Source organism: Aquirufa rosea (genome assembly GCF_004118285.1).
GTDB lineage: Bacteria > Bacteroidota > Bacteroidia > Cytophagales > Spirosomataceae > Aquirufa > Aquirufa rosea.
Genome location: NZ_SDHY01000005.1, coordinates 111,457 through 137,369, shown reverse-complemented (window position 1 = coordinate 137,369; position 25,913 = coordinate 111,457). Strand labels below are relative to the sequence as shown.

Sequence of the window (25,913 nt, the reverse complement as noted above, 5' to 3'; positions counted from 1 at the left end):
CAATAAAAAAGGCAACGATTATCGTTGCCTTTTTTATGTAATTTTTATATTCCGATTAAACCATTGTTTTTTCCACAAAGCCAAAGAGCGCTTTCTCTTTGATTAATTTAACAACAGAGCTAGGAACTAAATTCTCCCATTCAATAGAGCCTTGTTGAATTAAATCCAACACCCGGTCTGTTCGGATTTTCATTAAATTTTCATCGTATGAGTGTATGTCAGCTAGCTTCTCATTGTCCAACAAATATTGGTACAATCCCCTTAAATGAGTTTCTGGTTGAAAGGCCTTCAAATTGATTAATTGCCCATTTTCATCTAATGTTGGATATAAATAAAGCTTGATTTTCAATCCAAAAAGACTAGCAAAAGCCGTCAATATACCACCAGGATATTGAGTATAATGTTTTTCTTCGAAAATGTATTCTAAATTGGGCATACCCATGATCAAAGCCATTTTTAAGCGACTGAATTTGCTTAAGTAGGCCACTAATTTAAAGTACTCATGGAAATTAGAAATAAGTACAGTTTGGCCCAATGAGCATAAAATGTCTACACGATCCAAAAAGTCTTTTTCATCAATATGATTCCCTTCATTTTCTAAATTCCGAAGGGTTAATTCGGAAACTACACAAATTTTATCATCATCAATATCCGCTTCATTTTCAAACTGTTTTATACCCTTTTTCACCATATCAGAGAAGATATTGGTTACAGGTCTGAAACGTCCACGAATAGCCACAATGTGCTTTTTGGATAGGGCGTCATAAGGTTGCATCACCTTGCCATCTGGACCAAATAGGGCGGCTTGAGTAAAGCCGTGTTTCACCAAATACAAAGACATCAATCGATTGTCAACATCCTTAAAATCTTCCCCTTCAAAGCGAATCATATCAATTTCTATACGATCTGGAGAGAGGTCATCTAATAGGGATACGAGTATTTTTTCTGGGTCAGCATGATAATGGTAACAACCATAAATTAAGTTGACACCTATAATACCTAAAGCTTGTTGCTGTAAGATATTATCATTATCCAGCATATTAATATGGATAACCACATCATTGACCGGACCATTGGGTGTAAGTTGGAATCGTAATCCCACCCAACCATGCGCATCATTATCTTTTTGATAGTTTAAGGCAGAAACGGTATCTGCAAAGGAGAAAAAACGTTTTTCGTCCGCCGAATCAGTTAAACGGACCTTGAGTAATTTGAACTCTCGGTTCAGCATTTTCATCAAGCGAGGTTCGCATACATATTTCCCAGATTCTTCCTCTCCATAGATAGCATCCGAAAAAGCCATATCGTATGCAGAAATGGTTTTAGCGATAGTACCCGAAGCTCCTCCTGCTTTGAAAAAGTTCGCTGCGACGTCCTGTCCAGCACCTATTTCTGCAAATGAACCATATATACTACGATCTAGATTGATCTGAAGGGCCTTTTGTTTCGTCCCAATGGATTTTAATTTAGCAGTCATAGACGATTGAGTTTATTTATTACGAAGGCAATTACTTAGCAAAGTTATATAATATTCACTCTATTTGCATGAATTTCTTGAAAACATCCAACCTATTTTGGCCATCTCATCGACTTGTGGTACAAGGTTAAACCTGCCATGGGGGCCTCGCTGATGTTTCCTATGTGATAACGATTTTTTTTCAAGACTTGTTTCAATACATCCGAATAATAAAATGCAACTGATCCAGTGAAATGAATTTTTTGGGTATTTACCTGAGCATATTTACTGAGGTATAAACGAATGAATTCTTGAAATGATTGTTCAATTAAATGATAGCAGTAGGGATGTTTTCGATGGTCAAATAAGAATTTAGAAAAACTAGCAAACCATCTGTTGGGATATTCGCCGCGATAGGCTTTGTCCAAAATATCCAGTCTATTTAATTCTCCATAACGTTTAATAAAAAATTCGCGTAAATCTGGAGGTAACTCTCGATGTAAATAGGCTAAAACCAATAGTTTACCCAGATGGCCACCACTACCTTCGTCGCCAAGCCAAAAACCCAAGGGCGGGATTTGTTCTACGATTTGCTTTCCAGAGAAAAAACCTGAATTAGATCCTGTTCCTAATATACAGACTATCCCAGGTTCATTACCACATAGAGACCTAGCCGCAGCGATTAAATCATTTTCTATTTGAATGATTGCGGCTTTTGGAAATACGGAATGTAAAAGATTTCGAATTATATCCCTTTTGGAATCATCAGTGATTCCTGTACCGTAGTAATAAATTTCTTCTACGGGAAGATGCTCTATTTTAGACAGGATTTGCTGTTGCGATCCCCTTATTTCCTCCAAGCTTTGGTAATAAGGATTTATACCTGTAGAATAAAAAGCCTGATATGCCTCATGGGCAGAAGCGATATATCTCCATTCAGTTTTACTGGAACCACTTTCGATGAGTAGAATCATGGAATTACTTTAAAATGCCAATGGCTTGAAATTTTTCGAAAACTTGTGCAGTGTGGGGAGCATCTTTTAACTCTTCACTTAGATCTTGGCCCGCCCAATGTTCATAGTGTTTGCCATTTTTCCACAATCGAGAAGAGCTAACATCGTAAATTTTCCCTTGAAATGCGACCCAAATCTCCGGACGATCTTGGCCATTTCTCAGTGCTAACTGCGCTTGGGTATATGAAGGTAGTGTTGAGTCCAAGTTGTTAAAATTGATACGAAACTAAATAAAAAGCTTGAAAAGCCGTTTTGTAAACAAAGATTTTTAATTTTACTAGATATTTAATTCGGGGATTTATGAAATATACATTTCGTTTGTTTATAACTGTTTTATGTTTTGGCTTCATAGCTGCATGTAGTAAAAATGACCCTGTTAATCCTACTCCCCCCACTCCCGTAACGCCCACAGTTTCTGAATTAATTAAGAAGGTGTGGTCAGCTTCCAATGTTCAATGGGATGGTAATGTGCAGTTTGATAAAACAGCCAGCTCCAATTTGGTGGCAGGATATGCTCAATTTAAACTGGATTTGTCAAATACGTCTGCTGCTTCCTTGACAGAATATGACGGGAATAAATTTACTGGAACATACAGTTTGTCATCTGATAATAAAACTCTGACCCTCTCAGGTTTAAAAACCAGCGATGGGACTGAGCCTACCGGAACAGGGGGGACCTTGGCTTTTTCTATTTCTGGGGTACCCACGGCCAGTACCTTGGTTATTGAATCTACCACCGCTTATGTAAAGGCCAGTAATAAAAAAATTCGATTGAGTTTAGTCAATCCTTAGGTAAGAATTAATCATGGGGCCGCCGCAATGGGCGGCTTTTCTAGTTTATGGAGAAAAGAACAGAAATAGGGTCTATTGGAGAGTTTGGTCTCATTAATCGTTTGGCTAAAGGCTTCACTGCTCATCAGCCATGGACATCCATTGGGATTGGAGATGATGCAGCCATTTTAGATGCCAATGGATTTCAAGTGGTTTCAAGTACTGAATTGCTCATAGAAGGTATTCATTTTGACCTTTCTTATACTCCTTTGAAACATTTAGGTTTTAAAGTGGTAAGTATTGCTTTGTCGGATATTGCTGCCATGAATGCTATCCCAGCTCAACTAAGTGTGGGAATAGGTTTAAGTAATAGATTTTCTGTAGAAGCAGTGGAGGAACTTTATGAGGGAATTAAGCTTGCTTGTGTGGAATATAAAATTGATTTGGTGGGGGGAGATACTACCTCATCACCACAAGGTTTAATTATATCAGTGAATGCCTTAGGGCTAGTAGCTCAGGACCAAATCGTGAAGCGTGGTGGAGCTAATCCCAATGACATCATTTGTGTTTCTGGCGATTTGGGTGCTGCCTTGATGGGGTTGCAATCATTAGAAAGAGAAAAGCAAGTGTATTTGGCCAATCCCGAAATGCAGCCTGAACTGAATGAGAAAAACTATGTGGTCATGAGGCAACTAAAGCCTATGGCTCGATTTGATATGATCCATGAGTTAAAAGAATTAGGAATAGTCCCTACTTCCATGATTGATTGCTCAGATGGTTTAGCATCAGAAATTTTGCATTTATGTCAAGCTTCAGGAACCGGTGCCAGGATTTTTGAAAAAAATATCCCAATTGATGACGAGACATATCTAGTGGCTACGGAATTTAGCCTGAGTCCATTGACTGCCGCATTAAATGGAGGGGAGGACTACGAGCTAGTATTTACTGTTTCTCAAGCAGATTTTGATAAAGTAAATAAGATTGCTGATGTAACTGCGATTGGATATATGACAGATATTCCTAATGAATGTGTACTTGTCATGAAATCTGAACAAGTCGTTAATTTGACAGCCCCTGGATTTGGCCCTCAATAATATGTCAGTAGCCATCATGCAACCCTATTTTTTTCCTTATTTGGGCTATTTTCAATTAGTCCAAGCGGTAGATGACTTCGTCTTTTATGATGATGTGATGTTTATCAAAAAGGGTTGGATAAACCGTAACCAAATATTATTACAGAATAAAAGCTTTTTGTTTACGATTCCATTAGAAAAACAAAGTCAAAACAAGAGCATTCGAGAATCCAACATTGCCTGGGGGTCGGAATTTCCAAATAAATGGTTACAACAACTACAATCAGCCTATAAAAAGGCCCCTCAGTATGTCCCGGTTATGGAATTGATTGAGTCAATATTGCAAAAAAAAACTGAAACTATTGCGGATTTAGCGGCAGATAGTGTCATGGCAACTTGGCAGTATTTAAACCTCGAAAAAAGATTTCATTTTAGTTCTCAAATGAATGTATCCAGAGAACTGGAAAGGGCAGAGCGACTGATATCCATCACAGAGTCTTTAGGAAGTAAGCATTACATCAATGCCAAAAATGGGCAAGAGCTATATCAAAAAGAGTATTTTGCCCAACATGGTGTTCAGCTTAATTTTTTAAATCAATCATTGCCGTCCTACTCACAAGGTAATTTATCCAATTTTCTGCCAGGTTTATCCATGATCGATGTCTTAATGTGGAATTCTAATGAGGACATCAAGTCTATGTTGGCAGCTTTTACTTTGATTTAGTTAGCTCTCCGTTAGATAAATTTACTAATAAATTGAACTTATAATTGTTAACTTTGTGAGTATCTCTAAACCTGAGAGATTTGAATAGGGGTTATATGGCACAATCTATATTCTTAAGTAAATATTCCAATACTTTCCTTTCTAGGTGGTTGGTTTTTGCATTTGATTTAGGAATTGTTGCATTTTCTTTTTCAGTAGCGACACTTCTTCGCATGAATTTTCGGTTTACAGACATCGATTTTCATGTATTTAAATACCACTTTTTATTCCTCATTACCTTTAGGGCATTATCCTTCATTTATTTCCAATCCTACACGGGTATCATTCGACATACTAGTATAGAGGATGCCGTTATTATCTTAAAAGCTGTATTTACAGGTACATTTTTGGCCACCATGTTATCCTTGGTCGTTCGGTATTATTATAATCTGGATACGCTGTTGTATGTACCTCTATCTATATTACTCATTGATTTTTTCATCTGTCTTTTCTTAATGGTTTCCCTACGATTCTGGGTAAAATCATTTTATGAGTCCTTTATGAGACAGTTTAAGCCATCCGTTGGTATTTTGATTTATGGTGCGGGCTATACGGGGATGCTTACCAAAAATGTCATCCAAAATGACCGAAGCATCAATTATACCATTTTAGGATTTATTGATGATAATGAGTCCAAAATAGGTAAGACCATTGAGGGAATTCGGGTTTATAGCTTATCTGAAGCTCTTGAGAAGCTTGTGGATAAAACGGATGGTTTGGAGGTCATTATGGCCATCAATAACATATCCTTGAAGGTGAAGAAAAGAATCAGTGACGTTTTTTTGGATCGGGGGGTAATTGTAAAAATTCTTCCTCCTGTTGATAAATGGGTAGGAGGAGAATTTGCTGTCAACCAAATTCACAATGTGAAAATTGAGGATTTATTGGGTAGGGATGTCATCCAAATGAACAATAAACAAGTTGGCGAGCAATTATTCAGTAAGACTATTTTAGTAACTGGGGCAGCAGGCTCTATTGGTAGTGAAATTGTTCGCCAGTTGGTGTCTTATTTGCCCGCCTCCATTATTTTGATTGACCAAGCTGAATCGGGTTTGTTTGATTTGGAATTTGAATTGTCTTCAACCATTCCTGCCAATACCAAAATGTCTGTCTATGTGGCAGATATTACCGACCAGAAACGCATGAAGCGCATAATTTCTGCGCATAAGCCTAATTTCATATTCCATGCGGCAGCTTATAAGCATGTTCCTTTGATGGAAAGTAATCCCTATGAGGCAGTTAGAATCAACGTATTGGGGACTAAGGTTTTAGCTGAATTGGCGGCCGAGTTTAATGTAGATCGCTTTGTCATGGTATCTACAGATAAAGCGGTTAACCCAACCAACGTGATGGGGGCCACCAAGCGATTGGCCGAAATGTATACTCAATCCATGAATGATTTGGAAGGGGTTTCGACCAAGTTTATTGCTACTCGTTTTGGAAACGTATTGGGCTCCAGTGGTTCGGTGATTCCTTTGTTCAGAAAACAAATTGAACGTGGAGGACCCGTTACCGTCACCCATCCAGATATTACGCGTTACTTTATGACCATACCTGAGGCTTGTGAACTCGTTTTGGAGGCGGCTACCATGGGAAATGGAGGCGAGGTATTTGTTTTTGATATGGGTGATTCAGTTAAAATCATCGATTTAGCCAGAAAGATGATTACCTTGAGCGGCCTGCGGGTAGATCGAGATATTGAGATTAAGTTTACTGGTCTACGTCCAGGAGAGAAGCTTTATGAGGAGCTTTTAAATAATAATGAGAATACCTTACCTACTCACCATCCTAAGATTTTAATAGCCAAGGTGAATACCCCAAGTTATTCCTATATGGATATTCAATGCCAAGATTTAGAACAAATTTTGGAATTTGGAACCACCACCGAGTTGGTCACAAAAATAAAGGACATCATTCCAGAGTACAAATCTAACAATTCCGTTTTTGAACAATTAGACAAGTCCTCTATTCGCTCTAAAGGTTAATACCCATCCATTTTTTTATCAAATAAATAGAGCCTATCGTAAAGAAAGGAGCTGCCAAGACATCCATGGTGTAATGCACATGTTGTATTAGAAGTAAGGCCATAAGAAGTATAGTAAGAACAATAGCCCATTTTTTCTCAGTAGAATTCGTCAAAAAGAAACAAACAAAAATCATGGTTGCAGTGTGACCAGAGAAAAACAAATCTTTTGTAATGGCTAAATTTTCTCCATAAATGAAAATTTCTGCTAAAGGATCATGTAAATCTACCAACCCGACGGGAGGATTTAAAGGAATGAAGAAAATACAGGTTAATCGTATAAAAGTTTCCAAATTAAAGGCCCAAGCAAACCAAAGGAATAGTAGAGGAGAAGGTAAAAGCCGAAAGAGGAGAAAAATAACACTTAAATAAATGATCCCAAAAATGGGAATAGACACATTGAGGGCGGGAATATTCGCTAGCACAATATCCTGTATTAACATGCCCTCTCTCAGCTGGATCCATTGGAAGTAATCATCCGCTTTCCATGGGAAAATCATGAATATGATAAGGGCTCCTAAGAATTTCCAGCGAAAAGATGTATCGAGCCAAGCATTTGACCAATTTACTTGAACAGATTTTATATAACTTTTCATGCTTATCTTTGGTTCTATCTATCAATAAAGTCCGCAAAACTACGTTAAAAATTAAAATAATGGAGAAATTGATGAAAAATGCATGGATAATTCTTGGAATAGTAATAAGCTTTTCTCATTTTTCATGTGGAAACGCAACAAAAGATAAATTAAATACAAAAATGATGAATTCGGAGTCTGCAAATGCCCAACTTGAGACAATAACCTTTGGGGCAGGATGTTTTTGGTGTGTGGAAGCAGTTTTTCAACGCGTCAAAGGAGTGCAGAAAGTGGTATCTGGCTATATGGGTGGTAAAATGAAAAACCCAAGTTATCGAGATGTTTGTACAGGATTAACAGGTCATGCAGAGGTTTGTCAATTGAGCTATGACCCTAAAGTCGTGTCTTTTGAGACTTTATTAGAAATATTTTGGCAAACACATGATCCAACTACGTTAAATCGTCAAGGGGCGGATGTCGGAACTCAATACCGTTCTGCTATTTTTTACCATTCTGCTGAGCAAAAAAGGATGGCAGAAGAATGGAAACAAAACTTAAATGCTAAAAAGGTTTTTCCAAATCCCATTGTAACGGAGATTGTTCAAGAAAGTACATTTTATCCAGCTGAGGATTATCACCAAGATTATTACAATCAAAATGGCGAAGAGCCTTATTGTAAAATTGTAATCAAGCCTAAAATGGATAAGTTTTTAAAGGCCTTTAAGGATAAATTGAATTAAAATCCGCCTTTATCGTAAAAACTTCTTCTTCTTGAAATTTTTAATTCTTGAAGTAAGCTAGATTTAACGCGCAAATCGAAGGAGTAGTTACTTGCTCTACCGAAGAATGGACTGGCTATCGGTGTCCAGTTAAAGTTAAGTTCCCAACAATGCAAGTCTCGATGTACCGAGACATTGGTATAGGTTAGCCCATTGTATTTGAAATCATAACCAGAGCTAAATGAAAACTTCCATTTCTCACTTAAGCTTAGGTCACCCTGGAAAGTCATACCACTGATATTTTGGGCGGGAGCTAAACCTGCCCTACTCATACTAAATTGGTATGAGAAAGAAAATGACCAGGGTATATTCCAATCCACATAATCATCTCTGTTGCGATTTATTTGCTTTAACTGCGCCTCGGAGGCGTTTTTGCTGAATTTATCTCCTTTTCCCTTGGCCGGCGCAAATCTTTTTCCAATGGATAAATTGAAAGATTGTAATCGTGCTAAACCTTCTCCTTTGCCAATCATTAAATCCGGAGTTCTTCTTCCTACCACCGCAAAAGATTGGTCGGGCACATATAAATATGGATCTAAATTACCGCCGATATTAATGTCAAATTGTTTAACTCGGGAGTTGGCATTGAAGGTAAGATTTGACAAATTAAATTCCTTGGCTAGCAGGTTATAACTACCATTGATACCAAAATTGTCGAGAATATTAATTTTTTCAGATTCCTTAGTGGCAGTATCAGATTTGGTTTTCAATTTAGCCTCCAAAGTATTTTGAATCCCAAAGCTGATACTTCCTGATGCACCTCCATAGCTTAGCGTTCGTGGGTCAAAAGTGCTGATTCTACGAATGTCTCCAACTTGTTCTACCCCTTGGTTATTAATAAATTTCCTGTTGTTAATGCGTACATCTTGAAAATAACCATAGGTTGGATCAGAATAATCTGGGGTGTAACTAAGACTTATGCTAGGAGCCATGATATGACGAATCGCCTGTAAGCGACCTTTGCTGAAACGCATAGTACCATAAAGTCGCGTATTCATGCTAGCAGAAAAGGATATTTGTGAGCTGAACTTCGGTAAGCCTCCAACTGTGTCTATTCGGACGGTGGAGTCGCTAGGCATGTAGGTATATTTATAGGAGCGGGTATACATATTGCCAGACCAAGAAATACCAGGCGTCAGGTTAATGTATGGATTGATTTTTATATTAGGTAAAGACAAAGGAATGCTGTAATTGAATTTTGTCTGCGCCTTCTCCAATAACATAGGTAAAGTACTTCCATTCAAAGGAATTACCCCTGGAGGTAAATCATCTGCATTTTTGGGAATAAAAGGTTTTTGAATAATACCACGCTGGCTATTGGATTCTCGAGGATACACATCAAATTCGTAGCGAGTATAAAGGTCAGAAACTTGGTTGGTTAGACTCACCGTTCCTGAGAAATCCATACCTATTCTAAATTGATCTATGAATCGATCGGCGATAGCATTTCTTCTTTTAAAAGGTTGAATCTGGTTTAAACCTACATTAAAGTCTGTTCCTGCATCAAAGATGCGAGTAGTAGTATTTTGATTAATACGTAAACTGATACCGCTTCGGAAACTTTGTCCAATGGATTTGGTGTATTGTACTGAAGACCCAATGGTATTAGAAAGGTATTGTTGGGTATTGAAAGTATTGAATTGATTGTAGGAATTTGATGCAATATTCACGGAGGCAGAAAAACTGGAATTTCCTAAGCTACGGGGACTGTGAGACCATTGCAAGGCAAAGTCTGTACGGGTGCTTGGATTGAATTCCGACCCAGAGTTATTCCTATTTAAAGCTAAATTGAAGGATCCACTGTATCGATATCGCTTATTATACTGAGAATTTGCCCCTAATCCCCAGCCTCCTTTTGAGTAAATTTGACCCGTAAATCGGATGCCAATATTTTCGCTGGCGGCCCAATAATATCCTCCATCGCGAAGGTAAAATCCCCTTCCAGAAGGTTCTTCTCCATAGGTTGGAATGAGGATTCCAGATTTACCCGCTTCCTTGGGTTGAGAATAGGGGAAAAAGCCAAAGGGTAAACCTATAGGTAAGGGAATGTCATTCAATTCAAAGTGGAAAGGGCCTGAAATGATTTCTTTTTTACCGACTACTTTAATCTTACTTGCTCGAATATTAAAATGGGGATGACTTAAATTACATGTTGTGTAAATGGCATTTCTAATGTAGAGATTTTCCTCCTCGTCCTTCTTTACATTTTTCCCTTGAACGAAACCTTCGCCTTGTTGGGTGACAATTCCCTTAATGATGGCTCTTTTTGATTTAAAATTATAGCGAATTTCGTCTGAGTCGTATTTATCACTGCCTTGGGTAAATACGGGTAATCCAATAATCTTTTTGGTCGTAGTGTCCAAGGTTCCTTTGGCATACACTTCATTTTTTGCCCAGTCGAGGCGAATATAATCTGCCTCTAAACTGATGTTGCCATACTTCACTTTCGCTCCTCCATACAAATTGACTATTTGGGCATCAGCATCCAAAACTGTTGAGTCGACGGCCGAGTAAAATACGGTGGTTTGTAAATCTTGACTCTTGGTTGCAGTATCTTTGGGTATGCTCTTTTGCAAAGTGTCTGCGCGGACAATTCTTTGGGCATGGACATTAGGTATGACCAGGCACATGAGAATCAAAACTACAGAAAAAAAATAGCTGAATTTCTTTATCAAATCTGCGCAAGTTCATCGTTCAAATAAGGATTATCAACAGTGGATTGCTGATAAATTCGCATGTTAATGAACGAAGGATGAAATTTAAAAATTATATTTGTCTTTGTATAAGCATACAAAATTACATCTTTGCGCCTTACCATACGTCTAATTCATTAAAATAATGTTTACAGTTCTTAGAGCTTTTGTTGGTTTTGCCTTAACATGTTTGTTAATCGCAGCCATACCAAGTTTCCCTGAACCTACCCGTTCCGCTAAGCGTAACTTGGTTAAAACGATTTGTCTTGATGCTGGCCATGGGGGTAAAGACCCAGGTTGTTTAGGGCCTAAAGGTGCCCAAGAGGGCAAGGTAACCTTAAAAATCATTTTGGAAGTAGGTAAACGACTAAAAAATGAGTTTCCGGATTTGAAAGTCGTTTATACTCGTGATACCGATGATTTTGTTGAATTGAATGAGCGGGCTAATATCGCGAATCGCAATCGCTCGGATTTGTTTATTTCGGTTCATTGTAATGCCGCACCCAATAAATCAGCCTATGGTACAGAAACTTATACCATGGGTTTACATAAAACGGATGGCAATTTAAATGTAGCCAAAAGAGAGAACTCCGTAATTTTACAAGAGAAGGATTACCAAACGACCTACAATGGTTTTGATCCTAATTCTCCCTTAGCGCATATTATGATGGCTAATTACCAAAGTGCATTCATGGCTAGTTCTGTGAAATTTGCATCTAAAGTAGAGGAGCAATTTTCCAAAGTATATAATAGGAAAAGCTATGGAGTAAAACAGGCAGGTTTTTTAGTTATTTGGCGTACGGCCATGCCAAGTGTGCTAATAGAAACTGGCTTTTTGACAAATCCGGAGGAGGAAGGGTATTTAAATTCAGAAAAAGGTCAATCAGAAGTAGCGGATGCCATTGTTGGGGCATTTAAGAAGTACAAGGAAGAAATAGAAAAATAGCGATAGGCATGTTTCAAAGTAATGAATTAAAAGTAGGATTTTTGGCCTTAATTGCCTTCCTAATCCTTTATTTTGGCTTTAACTTTCTGAAGGGGAATGATGTGTTTTCTTCGTCTAGAATTTACTATGTGGAATACGATAATGTCGATGGCTTATTAGTTTCTAATCAAGTAATGGTTAATGGTATTGAGGTGGGGAAAGTGAAAGCCGTTACTTTACAAGCCGAAAAGGGGAATAAAATATTAGTTACTTTACGCTTATCCAAAGATTTAGTAGTACCTGATAAGACACAAGCCATCTTAATGGATGGAGCTCTTTTAGGGGGAAAGATTATCCGATTGGAGTTGGCAGGAAAGGGTGCCTTGCCTGAGGAATCATTTATTCCTGGTTCCTTGGAAGTGGGTGTTACTTCATTGCTCAAGGAAAGAGCTATCCCAGTTATTTCTAATGCTGATTCCCTTTTGATTTCTTTCCGACAAATCAGTAAGAAATTTGAACATACGGGAAGCTATTTGAATGAATTAATAAAGAATTCCAATACGACGGTAACGGGGCTCAATAGTTCTGTCAATGGGGTGGTGGAAGATAATCGAAATAATATTGCGCAGATTTCTGCCAACCTGAAAACCTTGTCTCAGAGTTTAGTGGAGACTGAGAAGCAGTTTAAGCCTATCCTTGTCAAATTCAACACGGTGGCAGATTCTTTGCAAGCATTACAGCTGGGAAGAACCATTCATGAAGCTAATTTGGCTTTGGAGTCTATTCAAAAGATTGTGGCAGGACTGGAAAAAGGTCAAGGCTCTGCAGGTAAAATTCTTAAAAATGATAGCTTGTATGTTAGCCTAAATAAAACCTTATTGGATTTAGATAAATTGTTGATCGACTTTCGTTTGAAGCCGAAGCGGTATGTGAATATTTCTGTTTTTGGCAAAAAAGATACTCCTCCCAGTAATTAATAAATAGTTTATGGCGACCATTCAGGCTCGTATTTCAGCTTCCGCTGAATTGTTGGATATTTTATTGGCCGAATTAGGCGAGATAGGCTTTGACATTTTTGAAGATACGGAGGAAGGATTTTTCGCCTATTGTCCTGAAGCACTTTTCCATTCAGATGACTTTCAAGAAGTGATTGATCGCTACCAGGCTATTGGTAAGATTGAAGTTGAAATGAACCGAATTGAAAAGCAAAACTGGAATCATGTCTGGGAAAGCAATTACGATCCTATTCGAATTTCTAACTTACTCTTTATTCGGGCAAGTTTTCATGACTCTGAGCCAGGCTATCAAATGGAATTGGTGATTAATCCCAAAATGTCATTTGGAACCGGACATCATGAAACTACTAGTTTAATGGTAGAAACCTTATTTACTTTGGATGTGGTAGGTAAATCTGTATTGGATGCTGGTACAGGCACCGGTATTTTGGCTTTCGTGGCTAAGAAATTGGGAGCAGAGACCGTGAAGGGATTTGATGTGGATGAATGGTCTGTAGAAAATTCCATCGAAAATGGCGCATTAAATGATTTATCTTCTATACAATTTGATTTGGGAACCGTCAGGGATCAAGCTCTAGTGGAATATGATGTATTGTTGGCGAATATTAACCGCAATATCCTCTTAGATGAAATGGCAGAATATGCAAAGCGGATTAAGCCTTGCGGACATTTGTTATTAAGCGGATTTTACCAAGAAGATGTGCCCCTGTTATTGCAAGAGGCATCCGATGCAGGGCTATCTTTTATCGCCGAGAAGGAAAAAAATCGCTGGACCTGCCTGCACCTGAGAAAACTTTAATTTTGTAGTTTTCTAATATTGCCCTATATTTTTTCGGTATTTCGTTTAAAAACCTTACTTTTGAAGGTTTTACTCTAAGAACTCGTGCATTCGAGTACTTTTTCGGTACATGAAGATTTCACCCAATAAACCTTTTCAGGTAATGTATTCCTTGTTGTCACACGAGTGCCTCGGCTATTTGTTTGAGGTCTTTGTGGTACAATTAAATGAAAAATTGCAATTAACGTGGGAATATCAGACCTTGACTTCTCGTAATTTTCATGAGTTTGCGCATGGATTAGATGAGCGAGATGAACAAGCAGTCAAACTGATTGAAGGAATGAAGCCTGCGGCTATTTTTGAAAAATTTAATACCTCCAAACGCAAAACAATGGAGGAGTTTTATTTGAAAACATTTGACGCAGAAAAGGGAGAGAAAGATATTCAGGAGGCGGTTTTAAGTGTAGTGGAAAAAAAGCGAGGGCAAATATTTGAGTTGATTTCCCCAGACAAAACCTTGTTTATCATGGGGAATGACGGGAATCCGATGCGTCAGCAAGTACAGATTCAGGCTGAGCCTGTGGAGGTTTTGTTTCATTTTATGAGAAACGAGGAGAATACCCACTATTTCCCTACCCTAAAATACTTAGGTAATAAATTGGAGTTTCAGTACAAAGATGCCATGGTTCTATGCGATGAGCCTGCATGGATGTTATTGAACCAAAAATTATATCATTTTAAGCCCGCGCTCGAAGGTAAAAAATTACGTCCTTTCTTAAACAAGAAGTTTGTGGTTATACCCAAAAGTATGGAGGAGGATTATTTCCGCAAATTTGTGAAAGCGATGGTGGCCAGATATCCTGTGCATGCTAAGGGATTTGATATATTTAATACGGAGAAAAACTGCCAATATTTGCTTTCTTATGGCCCTATTGTAGTAAAAACAGAGGAAAGTGAGAAACCAACTAGTAAAAAAACCGCGGCTTTAGAGGCAGCTGATCGCTGGAATTTTGTGTTGTCATTTCAATACGGCAACAATCGTTTCCCTTGGGATGGTTTGAGCTCAGAGGCGAATGTCCTGTTTGAGAAGAAAGGTGATAATTATGCATTTCAAAAAATTATGCGCTCCCTGTCTAAGGAGAAAAGAGCATATCAACAATTAAAATCATTGGGTTTACAGATTGAGCTGGATGGAAAAGCGGTGATGTCCAGAAGCGATGCTGTTCAATGGTTGACTTTAAATAAGGCCGCCTTAGATCAAGCGGGTTTTAGTGTTCAGTTTAAAGGTGATGGACAGGCTCCGCGTTATTTCCTTGGAAAACCAGAAATTAAAATTAGGATTGGGGAGAAGCTCGACTGGTTTGATATTCAAGCTATTATTTCGTTTGGAGAGTTTCAGATTCCTTTTTTAAAGATTAGACAATTAATTCTTCAAAAGAAAAAGGAGTTTCATCTACCCGATGGTTCCATTGCTATCATTCCAGATAACTGGTTCCATGATTACCAAGATCTATTTTATTTTTCAGAGACACGCCCAGGAGAAGATGGGGTATATTTGAAGAGGCAGCATTTCCAATTAGTGCAAGAGTGGGAAAATCAAGATTTGGTTAAAACAGCTTTGCGAGCCAAAACCCTGAATGATTTGGCATTGGAGGTGAAAGAATACCCTGTTCCTAAAAACTTTAAAGGGACGCTTCGGCCATACCAGATGGAAGGTTACCGCTGGTTACGAACACGGCAATCTGCTGGTTTAGGTGCTTGCCTGGCGGATGATATGGGATTAGGTAAGACGGTTCAAACACTATGTCTACTTCAGAGCTTGAAGGAGCAAGGCGAAACACTACCAAGTTTACTGGTTATGCCCACTTCTCTTTTATACAATTGGGAAATGGAGGCCAAGAAGTTTACCCCATATTTACGTGTTTTGGTGTATAGTGGCCCTCAACGGGAGAAATTACAAGCCCAATTGGGCAAAGTGGATTTAATCCTCTGCTCCTTTGGTATGGTTCGGTCGGATATAGATTGGTTTGAAAAGCAATCTTTCAGTTATGTTATCTTGGATGAATCCCAAGCCATTAAAAACCCTTTAGCCAATATTACTAAGGCCGTCCAAAAGCTTTCTGCTAAATATCGGCTAGTTATGACCGGAACTCCATTAGAAAACTCTACCATGGATTTATGGTCACAAATGAATTTTGTCAATCCTGGGCTTTTAGGTTCTCAACGTTATTTCAAAGATTTATTCCAGGTACCCATTGAGAAAAAAGCAGATGCGGAAAAGAAAAAGAGGCTATATTTTTTAATTAAACCTTACTTGTTGAGACGTGAAAAACGGCAAGTGGCAGCGGATTTACCAGCTAAAATGGAATCTGTAACCTATTGCGTGATGACAGAAGAACAAGAGCGGTTGTACGATAAAACTAAGTCATTTTACAGGGATGTCTTGTTGAAGCAAATCAAGGATGAGGGTTTACAAAAATCCAGATTTTCTGTTTTACAAGGTCTTACGAAATTGCGTCAATTGGCCAATCATCCTTCTCTTTGTGAGGAAGGTTACGAGGGAGAATCTGGAAAAATGGAAGCGGTTTTAGAAAAGCTGGAAACTGTCTTGGAGCAGCATCATAAGGTGTTGATTTTTAGTCAGTTCGTCCAGCATTTGGCATTGATTAAAAAGGCCTTGGATGAAAGAAACATTGCCTATGCGTATTTAGACGGTAGTACTTCTGATCGAAAAGGGCAGGTAGAGAGTTTCCAAAAGGCTGATGGACAATCCGTATTCTTGATTTCATTGAAAGCAGGAGGGGTAGGATTGAATTTGACGGCAGCGGATTATGTATTTTTATTGGATCCCTGGTGGAATCCTGCTGCAGAGGCGCAGGCCATAGACCGAGCACACCGAATAGGTCAGGTAAAGACGGTATTTACCTATAAGTTTATTTCGAAACAGACTGTCGAGGAAAAGATATTAGCCCTTCAGCAAAGGAAATTGGATTTGGCTAATGAACTAGTGACTTCCGATGAGAGTATACTGAAGAACTTGAGTGAGGAAGAGGTGCTTGATCTTTTGAGTTAGTTTATCCTTCATCCATTAATCTTTTGTTAATTTAACCAAGATGTTTTTGGCCACTTCATGGCTAATGAAAACGGGGGCATTTTCATTGATAGACAAGGAAATGGACCTATCAAATGGATTTATTTCTTTCACTGAAAGCTTGGCTCCCAAACTTAAATTTAGTCGGGTAAGCAACTGCAAAAAAACCGCTGAATCTTTCGCAACCCCCATCAAAATGCAAGCTTTATTTTCTTTTAATTCAGATAAATGCAGGTAACCTAATTCAGGTAATATGCCCTCTTTATTTGGAATCGGGTCTCCGTGCGGATCGGTTTTGGGGAAGTCTAAAAACTCGTCTAATTTGTTGATCAAAGCCTCAGATTCGATATGTTCTAATTGCTCTGCAATATCATGAACCTCGTCCCAGTTGAATCCCATTTTATCCACTAAGAAAACTTCCCATAAACGGTGTTTTCTGACAATGGATAAGGCGATTTTTTCCCCTTCATTGGTTAACCTTACACCTTGGTACTTCTGATAATTCACCCAACCTTTTTCCGCTAACTTTCTGAGCATATCGGTCACCGAGGCGGCTTTTGTTTGAGTTAACTCCGCTACGGCATTGGTAGATATATCTTCTAGGGTCGACTCAGATAGTCGATAGATTATCTTTAAATAATTTTCCTCAGCGAAAGATGTAGCCATTGGGGTAGAATTAAGGGTATATAAAAGTAATCAAAATGCCTAAGAAAATAAATTTTTAGCCTAGGCTAAAAAATATTTTTGCTTAATCACAAAATTTCATATCTTTGTTTTGAATAAAACCAAATTACCATGTCAAACGCTTGGCGATCAGAAGGTAAGACTCGTTCTTTAAGTGAGGTATACGGAAGTATACCTATTTATTCTGGCCCTGGATTTTGGAAAAACTTACGTGCTTTTATTGGGCCGGGCTTTATGGTGGCGGTCGGTTATATGGATCCTGGCAATTGGGCCACTGACCTTGCTGGGGGATCTCAGTTTGGTTATACCCTTTTATCCGTCATTTTCATTTCTAGTTTGTTTGCCATTGTACTACAACATTTGGCATTGAAACTGGGGGTTTCCACTGGCAGAGATTTGGCTCAAGCCTGTGGAGAGGCTTTCTCTAAGCCAATAGCTATATTTCTCTGGATACTTTGTGAATTAGCCATTGTTGCTTGTGATTTAGCTGAAGTTATTGGTTCAGCTCTTGCATTGAATTTACTGTTTGGCATTCCAATTCTTTATGGTATACTAATTACTATATTGGATGTGTTCTTAATTCTATACTTCCAGCACCGTGGCTTCAGGGTGCTGGAATCTATTGTCATGTCTTTATTGGCTGTAATCACCTTGTGTTTTGCTTATGAATTACTGTTGTCGCAGCCAGAAATTTCAAGTGTGATGAAGGGACTTATTCCACAGGCTTCTATTTTTCAAGATTCTAGTCAATTGTATGTGGCCATAGGTATTTTGGGGGCAACTGTCATGCCGCATAACTTGTATTTACATTCGAGTATTGTGCAGACCAGGGCCTTTGCTAAAACTGAATCAGATAAGGCCAAGGCCATAAAATTTGCAACTATCGATTCTACCTTATCCTTAGGTTTAGCCTTTTTTATCAACGCTGGTATATTAATCTTAGCGGCTTCTGCATTTCATATCAATAATATGCCACATGTGGCAGACATCAAGGATGCTTACCAATTATTGGATCCTGTTTTAGGAAGTCAGTGGGCCTCTGCCTTATTTGCCATAGCCTTATTAGCTTCTGGTCAAAATGCGACACTTACGGGTACACTAGCGGGTCAAATTGTGATGGAGGGCTTTATTGACTTGAAATTGGCACCATGGCTGCGACGTTTAATTACGCGTATGCTGGCCATATTACCCGCCTTTTTTATTACTTGGATTTGGGGCGACAGCAAGGTGGGAGAACTCTTGGTATTTTCGCAAGTGGTGCTTTCTATGCAATTGAGCTTTGCAGTTATACCTTTGGTTTGGTTTACGAGTGATCAAGCCAAAATGGGTAAATTCGTGAACCCTACTTGGTTAACTGCATTGTCTTGGACAATTAGTGCGGTAATATTAGGCTTAAATGCTTATTTATTGTTGCAAATATTTGGTCTAGCCTAAATCTGCTTGGTACCAAATAATATCTTTTCCCACCTGTTTGAATTTTTTCCAAGTAAGTTCATACTTTGGCTCAGCTATGCCATTTCCCAACAATATGGAACTTTCCTGTTTCCACACCTCATCTACCCATGTGCTATGAAGAAAAGTGTCTAAGGTCTTGGCGCCTCCTTCTACTAGGACAGAAATAATTCCTTTTTGGAAGAGAAGTTCTACTATTTTTTCAAGGCTAAAGTCTTCCCCCAAGGCGAAATACTGGCAAGCACCCTCAAGCTTTTCCACCTGCTTGGTTAGTATCCATGTGATAAGTCCATCTTGTAGTACTTGACTTTTCTGAGGGATTCGGTGATGTGGGTCAAGCACAATTCTGATGGGATTATTTCCTTTCCAATATCGGCTAGTTAATTGGGGGTCATCTTGAATGATCGTATTTACACCAACCAGAATCGCTTGATGCTGTGTACGCATTTGGTGAACTAAAGTCTTACTTGGTTGATTGGAAAATGGATAGGGCTTTCCATCTTCTTGGGCGATAAATGCATCTTGGGAGGCGGCCCATTTCAAGGTGAAGTAGGGTCGTTTTTTTTGGTGAAAAGTGAAGAAATGTCGGTTAATTTCCTCGCCCTTCTCAGCTAAAATTCCTGTAAAAACCCGAATGCCTGCCGCTTCTAATTTTTTAATGCCATTTCCAGCTACTAGAGGATTAGGGTCAATATTACAGATATAAACTTCCTTAACTTGTGATTTGATAAGTAAATCAGCACAGGGAGGGGTTTTGCCTGTATGGCTACAGGGCTCCAAACTCACAAACACGCTTGCGCCAATACTATCTGAAAGATTTAGGAGAGAATGAATGGCCATGACCTCGGCGTGGGCTTTGCCATATTGCTGGTGCCAGCCTTCTCCAATGATTCGGTTATTTTTTACAATGACACAACCTACCAAGGGATTAGGGGCAACATACCCTGAACCTAACAGCGCTAAGTCCAGGGCACGTTGCATCCAAATCTCTTCTTTATTCATGGCCTACCAAAGAAGGGCTTTCTTCTTTTTCTCCTTGATGTTTTAAGTTGCTGGACATGTAACTATAAATCGCTGGAATGATGTACAATGTCAATGTCGTAGAGAATAACATACCCCCTACTACGGCAATACCCATGGAAACCCGGCTTTGTGAACCAGATCCTAATGCCAAGGCGATTGGTAAAATACCTAATATGGTACAAAGCGATGTCATCAAAATCGGTCGGAAACGAGCCACCGCGGCCTCTTGTACCGCCAGCATTTTATTGGACCCAGCTTCTTTTCGTTGGTTGGCAAACTCCACAATCAGGATACCATTTTTCGTTACCAAACCTATAAGTACAATGATACCAATTTGAGAGAAAATATTCAGCGTTTGACTGAAATCCCACAAGGTTAACAGAGCGCCTGCTACTGCCAATGGAACGGTGAAAAGGATAATCAAAGGGTCCACAAAGCTTTCAAATTGGGCCGACAGGATTAAGTAAATTAATAAAATGGCAAGAGCGAAAGCAAATAATAAGGATGAACTAGATTCCTTAAATTCCTTACTTTGTCCATCGTAGGCAGTTGAGAAAGACACATCCAATGTTTCTTTGGCAATTTTATCCATTTCATTTAAGGCCTCTCCTAAGGTAACGCCTTTCGCCATCTGTGCCTGCACGGTAGCAGCTACATAACGGTTATAACGGTATAATTGCGGAGGGGTACTTTGCTCTGTTATTTTCACCAAGTTATCCAATTGGATTAAATCTCCTCGGTTGTTTTTAACGTACAAGGATTTCAAATCGCTTACATCATTTCTCATTGGGCGGTCAATTTGGCCAATCACTTGGTATTGTTTTCCATCCATAATGAAATAGCCAAATCGTCTACCTGAAAGACCTAATTGTAAAGTTTGTGCAATATCCTGAATTGCGATTCCCAAATTCTGAGCCTTAGCCCGATCGATTTCAATACGTAATTCGGGCTTGGTGAATTTCAAATTGACGTCAGAAGCCTCAAATTTCGGATTGTCACGCACCTTGGCTAAGAATTGTGGCATCACTTTTTTCAAGCTTTCAAAGTTGGGAGCTTGAACCACAAAGGCTATTGGCATACCACCACCTCCACGCTGGCCCGTGGATAATGTAGGCTCTTGAATTAAATTGGACCGTGCTCCTGTAAATTTCTTGATTTTAGGCGAAAGCTCGTCGGCAATTTCCTGCTGACTTCTTCTTTTTTCAGGATCTCCTAAAAGAATACGGAAACTACCCGTATTGGCAGCGCCATTTCCAAAAGGGGGGGAAGTGATGGCATAAATGGCATAGCGCTCTTTGGCTGGAATGGTTTCCATCAAGAATTTCGCCATTTTATCGGTATAGTTCAACATGTAATCAAAGGTTGCACCTTCCGGAGCGGTAGAACTGATACGCAATGCACCACGATCTTCTAGTGGAGCTAATTCCGATGGAATGGCCTCATATTTGAATAGAGCGTATATAATTCCAATTAATGAAAACATGATTACCCATGCCATCCAACGAATTTTAAGGAAAGTTTCCAAGGAACCTTGGTAGGCATCGGTAAGCCAAACAAAGAATGGTTCAGTAATACGGTAGAACCAAGGTTTGTTATGACCTCCTTTTAGCAATTTAGAGCTTAACATAGGTGTTAAGGTCAAAGAAACGAATGCCGAAATGATCACAGAACCAGCTACTACTATACCAAATTCACGGAAAAGTCGGCCTGTAATACCTTGTAAGAATATTACGGGCAAGAATACCGCAGCCAAGGTGATGGTAGTTGAGATTACAGCAAAGTAAATCTCTTTAGAACCCTCTAATGCGGCTTTCCATGGTGTCATGCCATTTTCGATTTTGGAATAGATATTTTCCAATACCACAATAGCATCATCCACTACGAGACCAATGGATAAAACGATACCCAAGAGGGTTAGTACATTGACGGAGAATCCTACCAGATACATGAAGAAAAATACTCCAATCAAGCTGACTGGTATAGCAGTCAATGGGATCAAGGTTGATCTCCAGTCGCGCAAGAACAAGAAAATGATGATAGTTACTAAAAGAATTGCCGTCAAAATAGTCTCTTCCACCTCAACCAATGACTTGCGCACATACTTGGTATTGTCAAAACCTTCCTTCAATTCCACATCAGGAGGAAGAGTTTGACGAATTTGTGGTAGTTTTTTATTGATGGCATCTACAATTTCAATTTGGTTAGAACCTGGCTGAGGAATTACAGCAATTGAAATCATAGGAGTCATGTCTCTCTTGAAAAAGGTCTTGTCATTTTCAGGAGATAATTCAGCAAAGCCTACGTCAGAGAATTTCACCGTGCGCCCATCTTGTTCTTTGATAATTAGGTTGTTGAAGTCTTCTACCGTAGTCATTCTACCTTGAGTACGAACGGTTAATTCGGTATTGGCTCCTTCAATACTTCCAGAAGGTAATTCAATATTTTGCTTACTTAAGGCAGATACAATATCCGGAGCAGTCAGTCGAAAAGAGGCCAAACGCTCTGGGTCAATGTGCATGCGCATAGCATATTTTTTCTCGCCCCATAATTGCACTGAACTTACTCCAGGGATAGTTTGGAATTTTTCTTTTACGTTTCGGGTCGCCAATTCATTTAATTCCAACAATCCACGAGATTTTGAAAAGATGTTGATGTTGTAAATTGGGTTGGCATCTGCGTCCGCTTTTGCTACTACTGGGGGATCCACATCTTTTGGTAATAAGGCCATTGCTCTCGAAACGCGGTCACGTACGTCATTGGCAGCATCTTCGATATTAACTGCTAAATCAAATTCGACTGTAATACTGGAACGTCCATCCCTGCTGGAGCTAGACAATGTTCTTACCCCGGCAATACCATTGATGGATTCCTCAAGTGGCTCAGTAATTTGAGATTCAATGATGTCGGCATTAGCTCCTGTATATGAAGTTTGAACCGTAACTACGGGTGGATCTACTGAAGGGAACTCACGAACTCCCAGATAGGTGTAACCAATGATTCCAAATACAATAATTGTAATGGACATGACAATGGACAATACCGGTCTTTTAATGCTGGTTTCTGATAGAGAGGCCATAGTATATATTATTTATGATTTGGTATTTCAGTAATTAAATGGTGTGTTTCAATACTATTTTGTATTTTTTGCCAAACTTCTTCAAAGCTTAGGTCTTTGGCTGGACCATGTTCACAGTATATCAGATTTGCCAATTTCCCCTGTTGATAGGCACCTGAGTATGACATGTATTTTTTAAAATCTGCAAATTCTCCCAACATGATTAGAGCAGGAATTTGGAAGGCATTGGCGCAATGTGTCGGCCCCGAATCTATACCAATAAAATAGTCGGCCGACTGAACCAAAAATAAACTTTCTTCCACGGTAGTTTTACCTACCAAAGAAAGGAATTTTGGATGGTCGAACTCTAGTCCTTGGCTGGTTCCCATTTCCACAATATTTACATCCCATTCCTCAATGGCCATTTTTACCAATTTCATCCAATTTTCATATGACCATTCCCTACATGGGTCATTGGAAATTCGGTGAATAAGCCAATAATTGCCTTCAAAAGGGGGGATGAATTTCTTTTTGGGCAAATAAATCTGTGGATGCCCACTGATAAGTCCCAAGCCTGCTAATTGAGAAAAATTCTCTAATAAATTATGCTGGTTGTAATAGTTATGAATGTTGATATTAAGCTCATAGGCTTTTTCATTCACTAGTGGGATATGAAAGAATGGGTCTTTTCTTAACTCATTTAAATGGAGATTAAAAAAATGATTACATGGGTTCCATTGACACAGAAAATAGCTAAAAAGCATATTCTCTTCTGTAATTAAACGATACAATCCGGGATGTTGCTCTAGTAAGGGTCTAAAATGCTTTTGTATAATCCAAACCACTTTTGCATTGGGATATTTGGCATTTAATGCAGGAATGATAGGCTCAGAAGCTACGATGTCTCCCAGATGTTGGGCTAATAATACCCCAACAACAGGCCTATTCGGCTGTAAAATGCGTTGAAAAATAACCCAAACACAGAACCGGCAATAGGCAATTAACCCAGCAAATAAATAGCTTAATTTGCGGAATTTATATTGCCAAAGGGCTGTCCTGAGGTAAATGCTGGGCATCTGGAATATTATTGAATTACCTCTTTAATATCGACTTCTCCATCTGGTTTAACCTGGATGATACCATTCGTAATTAGGGTGTCGCCAAGAGAAAGGCCTGATAATATCTCCACATTTTTCTCTCCACGAATACCCAATTCCACCTTGGTAGAAACGGCCTTGCCATTTTTAACAATAAATACTTTACTTCCTTTAGATTCAGGAATGACAGCCTCTGTTGGCACCAAAATAGCTGAACCTTTTGTCTTCAAAATTAAATTTACTTTAGCAAAAGCACCAGGTACTAACACTCCTCCTGGATTAGGAGATAAAGCTCTGATTTGAAGTGTACGAGTTAGAGGATCAATTTTAGGGTCTATCGCATAAACCTTACCCATGAATGTTTTGCTTTCGTTTTCTGTAACAAATTCAATCGTATTCCCTTTGCGAATTTGCGAGGCATATTTTGCAGGAATAGAGAACTCAATTTTAGCAGGATTGGTATTGGTCAGAGTGGCAATTTTAGTGGTAGGAGAAATATAACTTCCCATACTAACATACCGGAAACCAACAGTTCCTGAAAACGGCGCTCGCAAGGTAGTTTTTAAAATTTGAGCTTTTAAATCTTCAATATCTGCCGTGATGGTATTAACGGAATTGACAGCAATATCATATTCTCTCTGAGAGATAGCTTCTCTTTGAAGTAATACCTTTTGACGCGCCTCATTGTCTTCGGCTAGCTTTTTGTTATAACCTAATTTTTTCAATCGCGCTTGTAAATCATCATCATTAATACGAAGTAGGACAGTTCCTTTTTGAACTACATCGCCTTCTTTAATATTTAATTGAATGATGCGTCCAGCAATCTCGGAGCGAATTTCTACTTCTTCGTTGGGCAAAATGGTACCCGTAGAATTAATCATATCGTCTAATCTGGTAGATTTTACTACCATGACTACTACGGTAGTTTTTCCACCTTTTCCTCCTCCTGGTCCACCCTTACCTTTTTCCTTGCTTTCCTCTTTTTTCTCCGCGAAAAAAGTCTTCTTTACCTTCGGGTAAAAGGCAATGCCTAGTATTAATACAATGACTAATAGGCTGACGATTGTTTTTGTAAACTTGTTCATAAGGTCAATTCAAACGATGTTAGTCTTTCTAAGTTAGGTAATTTTATTGGAGCATCTACCCCAATTTATAGGTTTATCTAGTTTTTTCTTGATTTAACCAAGGTAAAATGCTTTCATTTTGTATTTGATTCATCACAAAATGGCTTTGTGCATTTCCAATATTCTTGATACTCGCCAGTTTATGTAGAATAAAATCACGGTATTCATCCATGTCTGCAACCACAATTTTCAGAAGAAAATCACTGTGTCCCGACACACAATAGCATTCTTGTACCTCCAATAAATTCATGACATCTTCCTCAAATTGTTTGAGGTATTCTGCGGCATGTTCTTTGAGTGAAATATCACAAAAAACAGTTAGGGATTTACCTAATTTATTGGGGTTTATGATGGCTTTATAGCCTGTAATAATTCCTTCTTTTTCCATGCGCTTGATGCGTTCATGGATCGGTGTAGGGCTCATTCCCAGGCGTTGCGCTATGTCTTTGTTGGACATGTAAGCATCTTCATGTAAATAGGCGAGTATTTGCTTATCAATATCGTCAATCTTGGACATGTGAC

At 38.8% G+C, this 25,913-nt stretch carries 21 protein-coding genes; 10 read left to right on the top strand and 11 right to left on the bottom strand.

Annotation, left to right across the window (positions count from 1 at the left end):
- Positions 1-55: 55 nt before the first annotated feature.
- From ESB04_RS09100 to ESB04_RS09090, 3 genes are all read right to left on the bottom strand, one after another.
- Complete coding sequence (locus ESB04_RS09100) at positions 56-1,477, bottom strand: TonB-dependent receptor (protein ID WP_129027427.1); 1,422 nt, start codon at positions 1,475-1,477, stop codon at positions 56-58.
- A gap of 92 nt (positions 1,478-1,569) precedes the next feature.
- Complete coding sequence (locus ESB04_RS09095) at positions 1,570-2,430, bottom strand: N-acetylglucosamine kinase (RefSeq protein WP_129027426.1); 861 nt, start codon at positions 2,428-2,430, stop codon at positions 1,570-1,572.
- 4 nt (positions 2,431-2,434) lie between these two features.
- On the bottom strand, positions 2,435-2,674 hold the full coding sequence (locus ESB04_RS09090) for a cytochrome b5 domain-containing protein (protein WP_129027425.1): 240 nt from the start codon (positions 2,672-2,674) through the stop codon (positions 2,435-2,437).
- 95 nt (positions 2,675-2,769) lie between these two features.
- On the opposite strand from ESB04_RS09090, the gene ESB04_RS09085 reads away from it, so the two are divergent.
- From ESB04_RS09085 to ESB04_RS09070, 4 genes are all read left to right on the top strand, one after another.
- Positions 2,770-3,261, top strand: coding sequence for a hypothetical protein (locus tag ESB04_RS09085; protein WP_129027424.1), 492 nt, complete (start codon positions 2,770-2,772; stop codon positions 3,259-3,261).
- A gap of 47 nt (positions 3,262-3,308) precedes the next feature.
- Entirely contained in the window at positions 3,309-4,334 is a 1,026-nt protein-coding gene (gene thiL / locus ESB04_RS09080) for a thiamine-phosphate kinase (protein ID WP_129027423.1), read from the top strand.
- A 1-nt stretch (position 4,335) separates the two neighbouring features.
- Complete coding sequence (locus ESB04_RS09075; protein ID WP_129027422.1) at positions 4,336-5,037, top strand: WbqC family protein; 702 nt, start codon at positions 4,336-4,338, stop codon at positions 5,035-5,037.
- A 95-nt stretch (positions 5,038-5,132) separates the two neighbouring features.
- Complete coding sequence (locus tag ESB04_RS09070) at positions 5,133-7,061, top strand: polysaccharide biosynthesis protein (protein WP_129027421.1); 1,929 nt, start codon at positions 5,133-5,135, stop codon at positions 7,059-7,061.
- Here ESB04_RS09070 and ESB04_RS09065 read toward each other — a convergent pair.
- Complete coding sequence (locus ESB04_RS09065) at positions 7,051-7,695, bottom strand: phosphatase PAP2-related protein (protein WP_129027420.1); 645 nt, start codon at positions 7,693-7,695, stop codon at positions 7,051-7,053. The genes ESB04_RS09070 and ESB04_RS09065 overlap by 11 nt on opposite strands.
- 164 nt (positions 7,696-7,859) lie before the next feature.
- On the opposite strand from ESB04_RS09065, the gene msrA reads away from it, so the two are divergent.
- Positions 7,860-8,414, top strand: a complete 555-nt coding sequence (gene msrA / locus ESB04_RS09060; protein WP_394343741.1) for a peptide-methionine (S)-S-oxide reductase MsrA — start codon at positions 7,860-7,862, stop codon at positions 8,412-8,414.
- Here msrA and ESB04_RS09055 read toward each other — a convergent pair.
- Positions 8,411-11,083, bottom strand: coding sequence for a putative LPS assembly protein LptD (locus ESB04_RS09055; protein WP_129027419.1), 2,673 nt, complete (start codon positions 11,081-11,083; stop codon positions 8,411-8,413). The genes msrA and ESB04_RS09055 overlap by 4 nt on opposite strands.
- Before the next feature lie 208 nt (positions 11,084-11,291).
- Here ESB04_RS09055 and ESB04_RS09050 point away from each other — a divergent pair, with 208 nt between their 5' ends.
- The 4 genes from ESB04_RS09050 (at position 11,292) to ESB04_RS09035 (ending at position 16,938) form a co-directional block, all read left to right on the top strand.
- A complete protein-coding gene (locus ESB04_RS09050; protein ID WP_129027418.1) occupies positions 11,292-12,092 on the top strand; it encodes an N-acetylmuramoyl-L-alanine amidase family protein in 801 nt (266 codons plus the stop codon).
- An 8-nt stretch (positions 12,093-12,100) separates the two neighbouring features.
- Positions 12,101-13,048, top strand: a complete 948-nt coding sequence (locus ESB04_RS09045; protein ID WP_129027417.1) for an MlaD family protein — start codon at positions 12,101-12,103, stop codon at positions 13,046-13,048.
- A gap of 10 nt (positions 13,049-13,058) precedes the next feature.
- Positions 13,059-13,886, top strand: coding sequence for a 50S ribosomal protein L11 methyltransferase (prmA, locus tag ESB04_RS09040; RefSeq protein WP_129027416.1), 828 nt, complete (start codon positions 13,059-13,061; stop codon positions 13,884-13,886).
- 109 nt (positions 13,887-13,995) lie between these two features.
- Positions 13,996-16,938, top strand: a complete 2,943-nt coding sequence (locus ESB04_RS09035; RefSeq protein WP_129027415.1) for a DEAD/DEAH box helicase — start codon at positions 13,996-13,998, stop codon at positions 16,936-16,938.
- Between the two features lie 15 nt (positions 16,939-16,953).
- Here the strand turns inward: ESB04_RS09035 and ESB04_RS09030 are convergent, their stop codons facing one another.
- On the bottom strand, positions 16,954-17,622 hold the full coding sequence (locus ESB04_RS09030) for a metal-dependent transcriptional regulator (RefSeq protein WP_129027414.1): 669 nt from the start codon (positions 17,620-17,622) through the stop codon (positions 16,954-16,956).
- Positions 17,623-17,751: 129 nt separating this feature from the next.
- Here ESB04_RS09030 and ESB04_RS09025 point away from each other — a divergent pair, with 129 nt between their 5' ends.
- Positions 17,752-19,074 (top strand): Nramp family divalent metal transporter, encoded by a 1,323-nt coding sequence (locus ESB04_RS09025; protein ID WP_129027413.1) that lies wholly within the window; start codon positions 17,752-17,754, stop codon positions 19,072-19,074.
- Here ESB04_RS09025 and ribD read toward each other — a convergent pair.
- The 5 genes from ribD to ESB04_RS09000 all read right to left on the bottom strand — a co-directional run bounded on the left by ribD (position 19,066) and on the right by ESB04_RS09000 (position 25,908).
- Positions 19,066-20,094, bottom strand: coding sequence for a bifunctional diaminohydroxyphosphoribosylaminopyrimidine deaminase/5-amino-6-(5-phosphoribosylamino)uracil reductase RibD (ribD, locus tag ESB04_RS09020; RefSeq protein WP_129027412.1), 1,029 nt, complete (start codon positions 20,092-20,094; stop codon positions 19,066-19,068). The genes ESB04_RS09025 and ribD overlap by 9 nt on opposite strands.
- Complete coding sequence (locus ESB04_RS09015; RefSeq protein WP_129027411.1) at positions 20,087-23,191, bottom strand: efflux RND transporter permease subunit; 3,105 nt, start codon at positions 23,189-23,191, stop codon at positions 20,087-20,089. Before ESB04_RS09015 ends, ribD begins: the two co-directional genes overlap by 8 nt.
- 8 nt (positions 23,192-23,199) lie before the next feature.
- Positions 23,200-24,246, bottom strand: a complete 1,047-nt coding sequence (locus ESB04_RS09010) for a glycosyltransferase family 9 protein (RefSeq protein WP_129027410.1) — start codon at positions 24,244-24,246, stop codon at positions 23,200-23,202.
- Positions 24,247-24,254: 8 nt separating this feature from the next.
- Positions 24,255-25,352 (bottom strand): efflux RND transporter periplasmic adaptor subunit, encoded by a 1,098-nt coding sequence (locus ESB04_RS09005; RefSeq protein ID WP_129027409.1) that lies wholly within the window; start codon positions 25,350-25,352, stop codon positions 24,255-24,257.
- Between the two features lie 73 nt (positions 25,353-25,425).
- Complete coding sequence (locus ESB04_RS09000; RefSeq protein WP_129027408.1) at positions 25,426-25,908, bottom strand: Lrp/AsnC family transcriptional regulator; 483 nt, start codon at positions 25,906-25,908, stop codon at positions 25,426-25,428.
- Between the last annotated feature and the right edge of the window lie 5 nt (positions 25,909-25,913).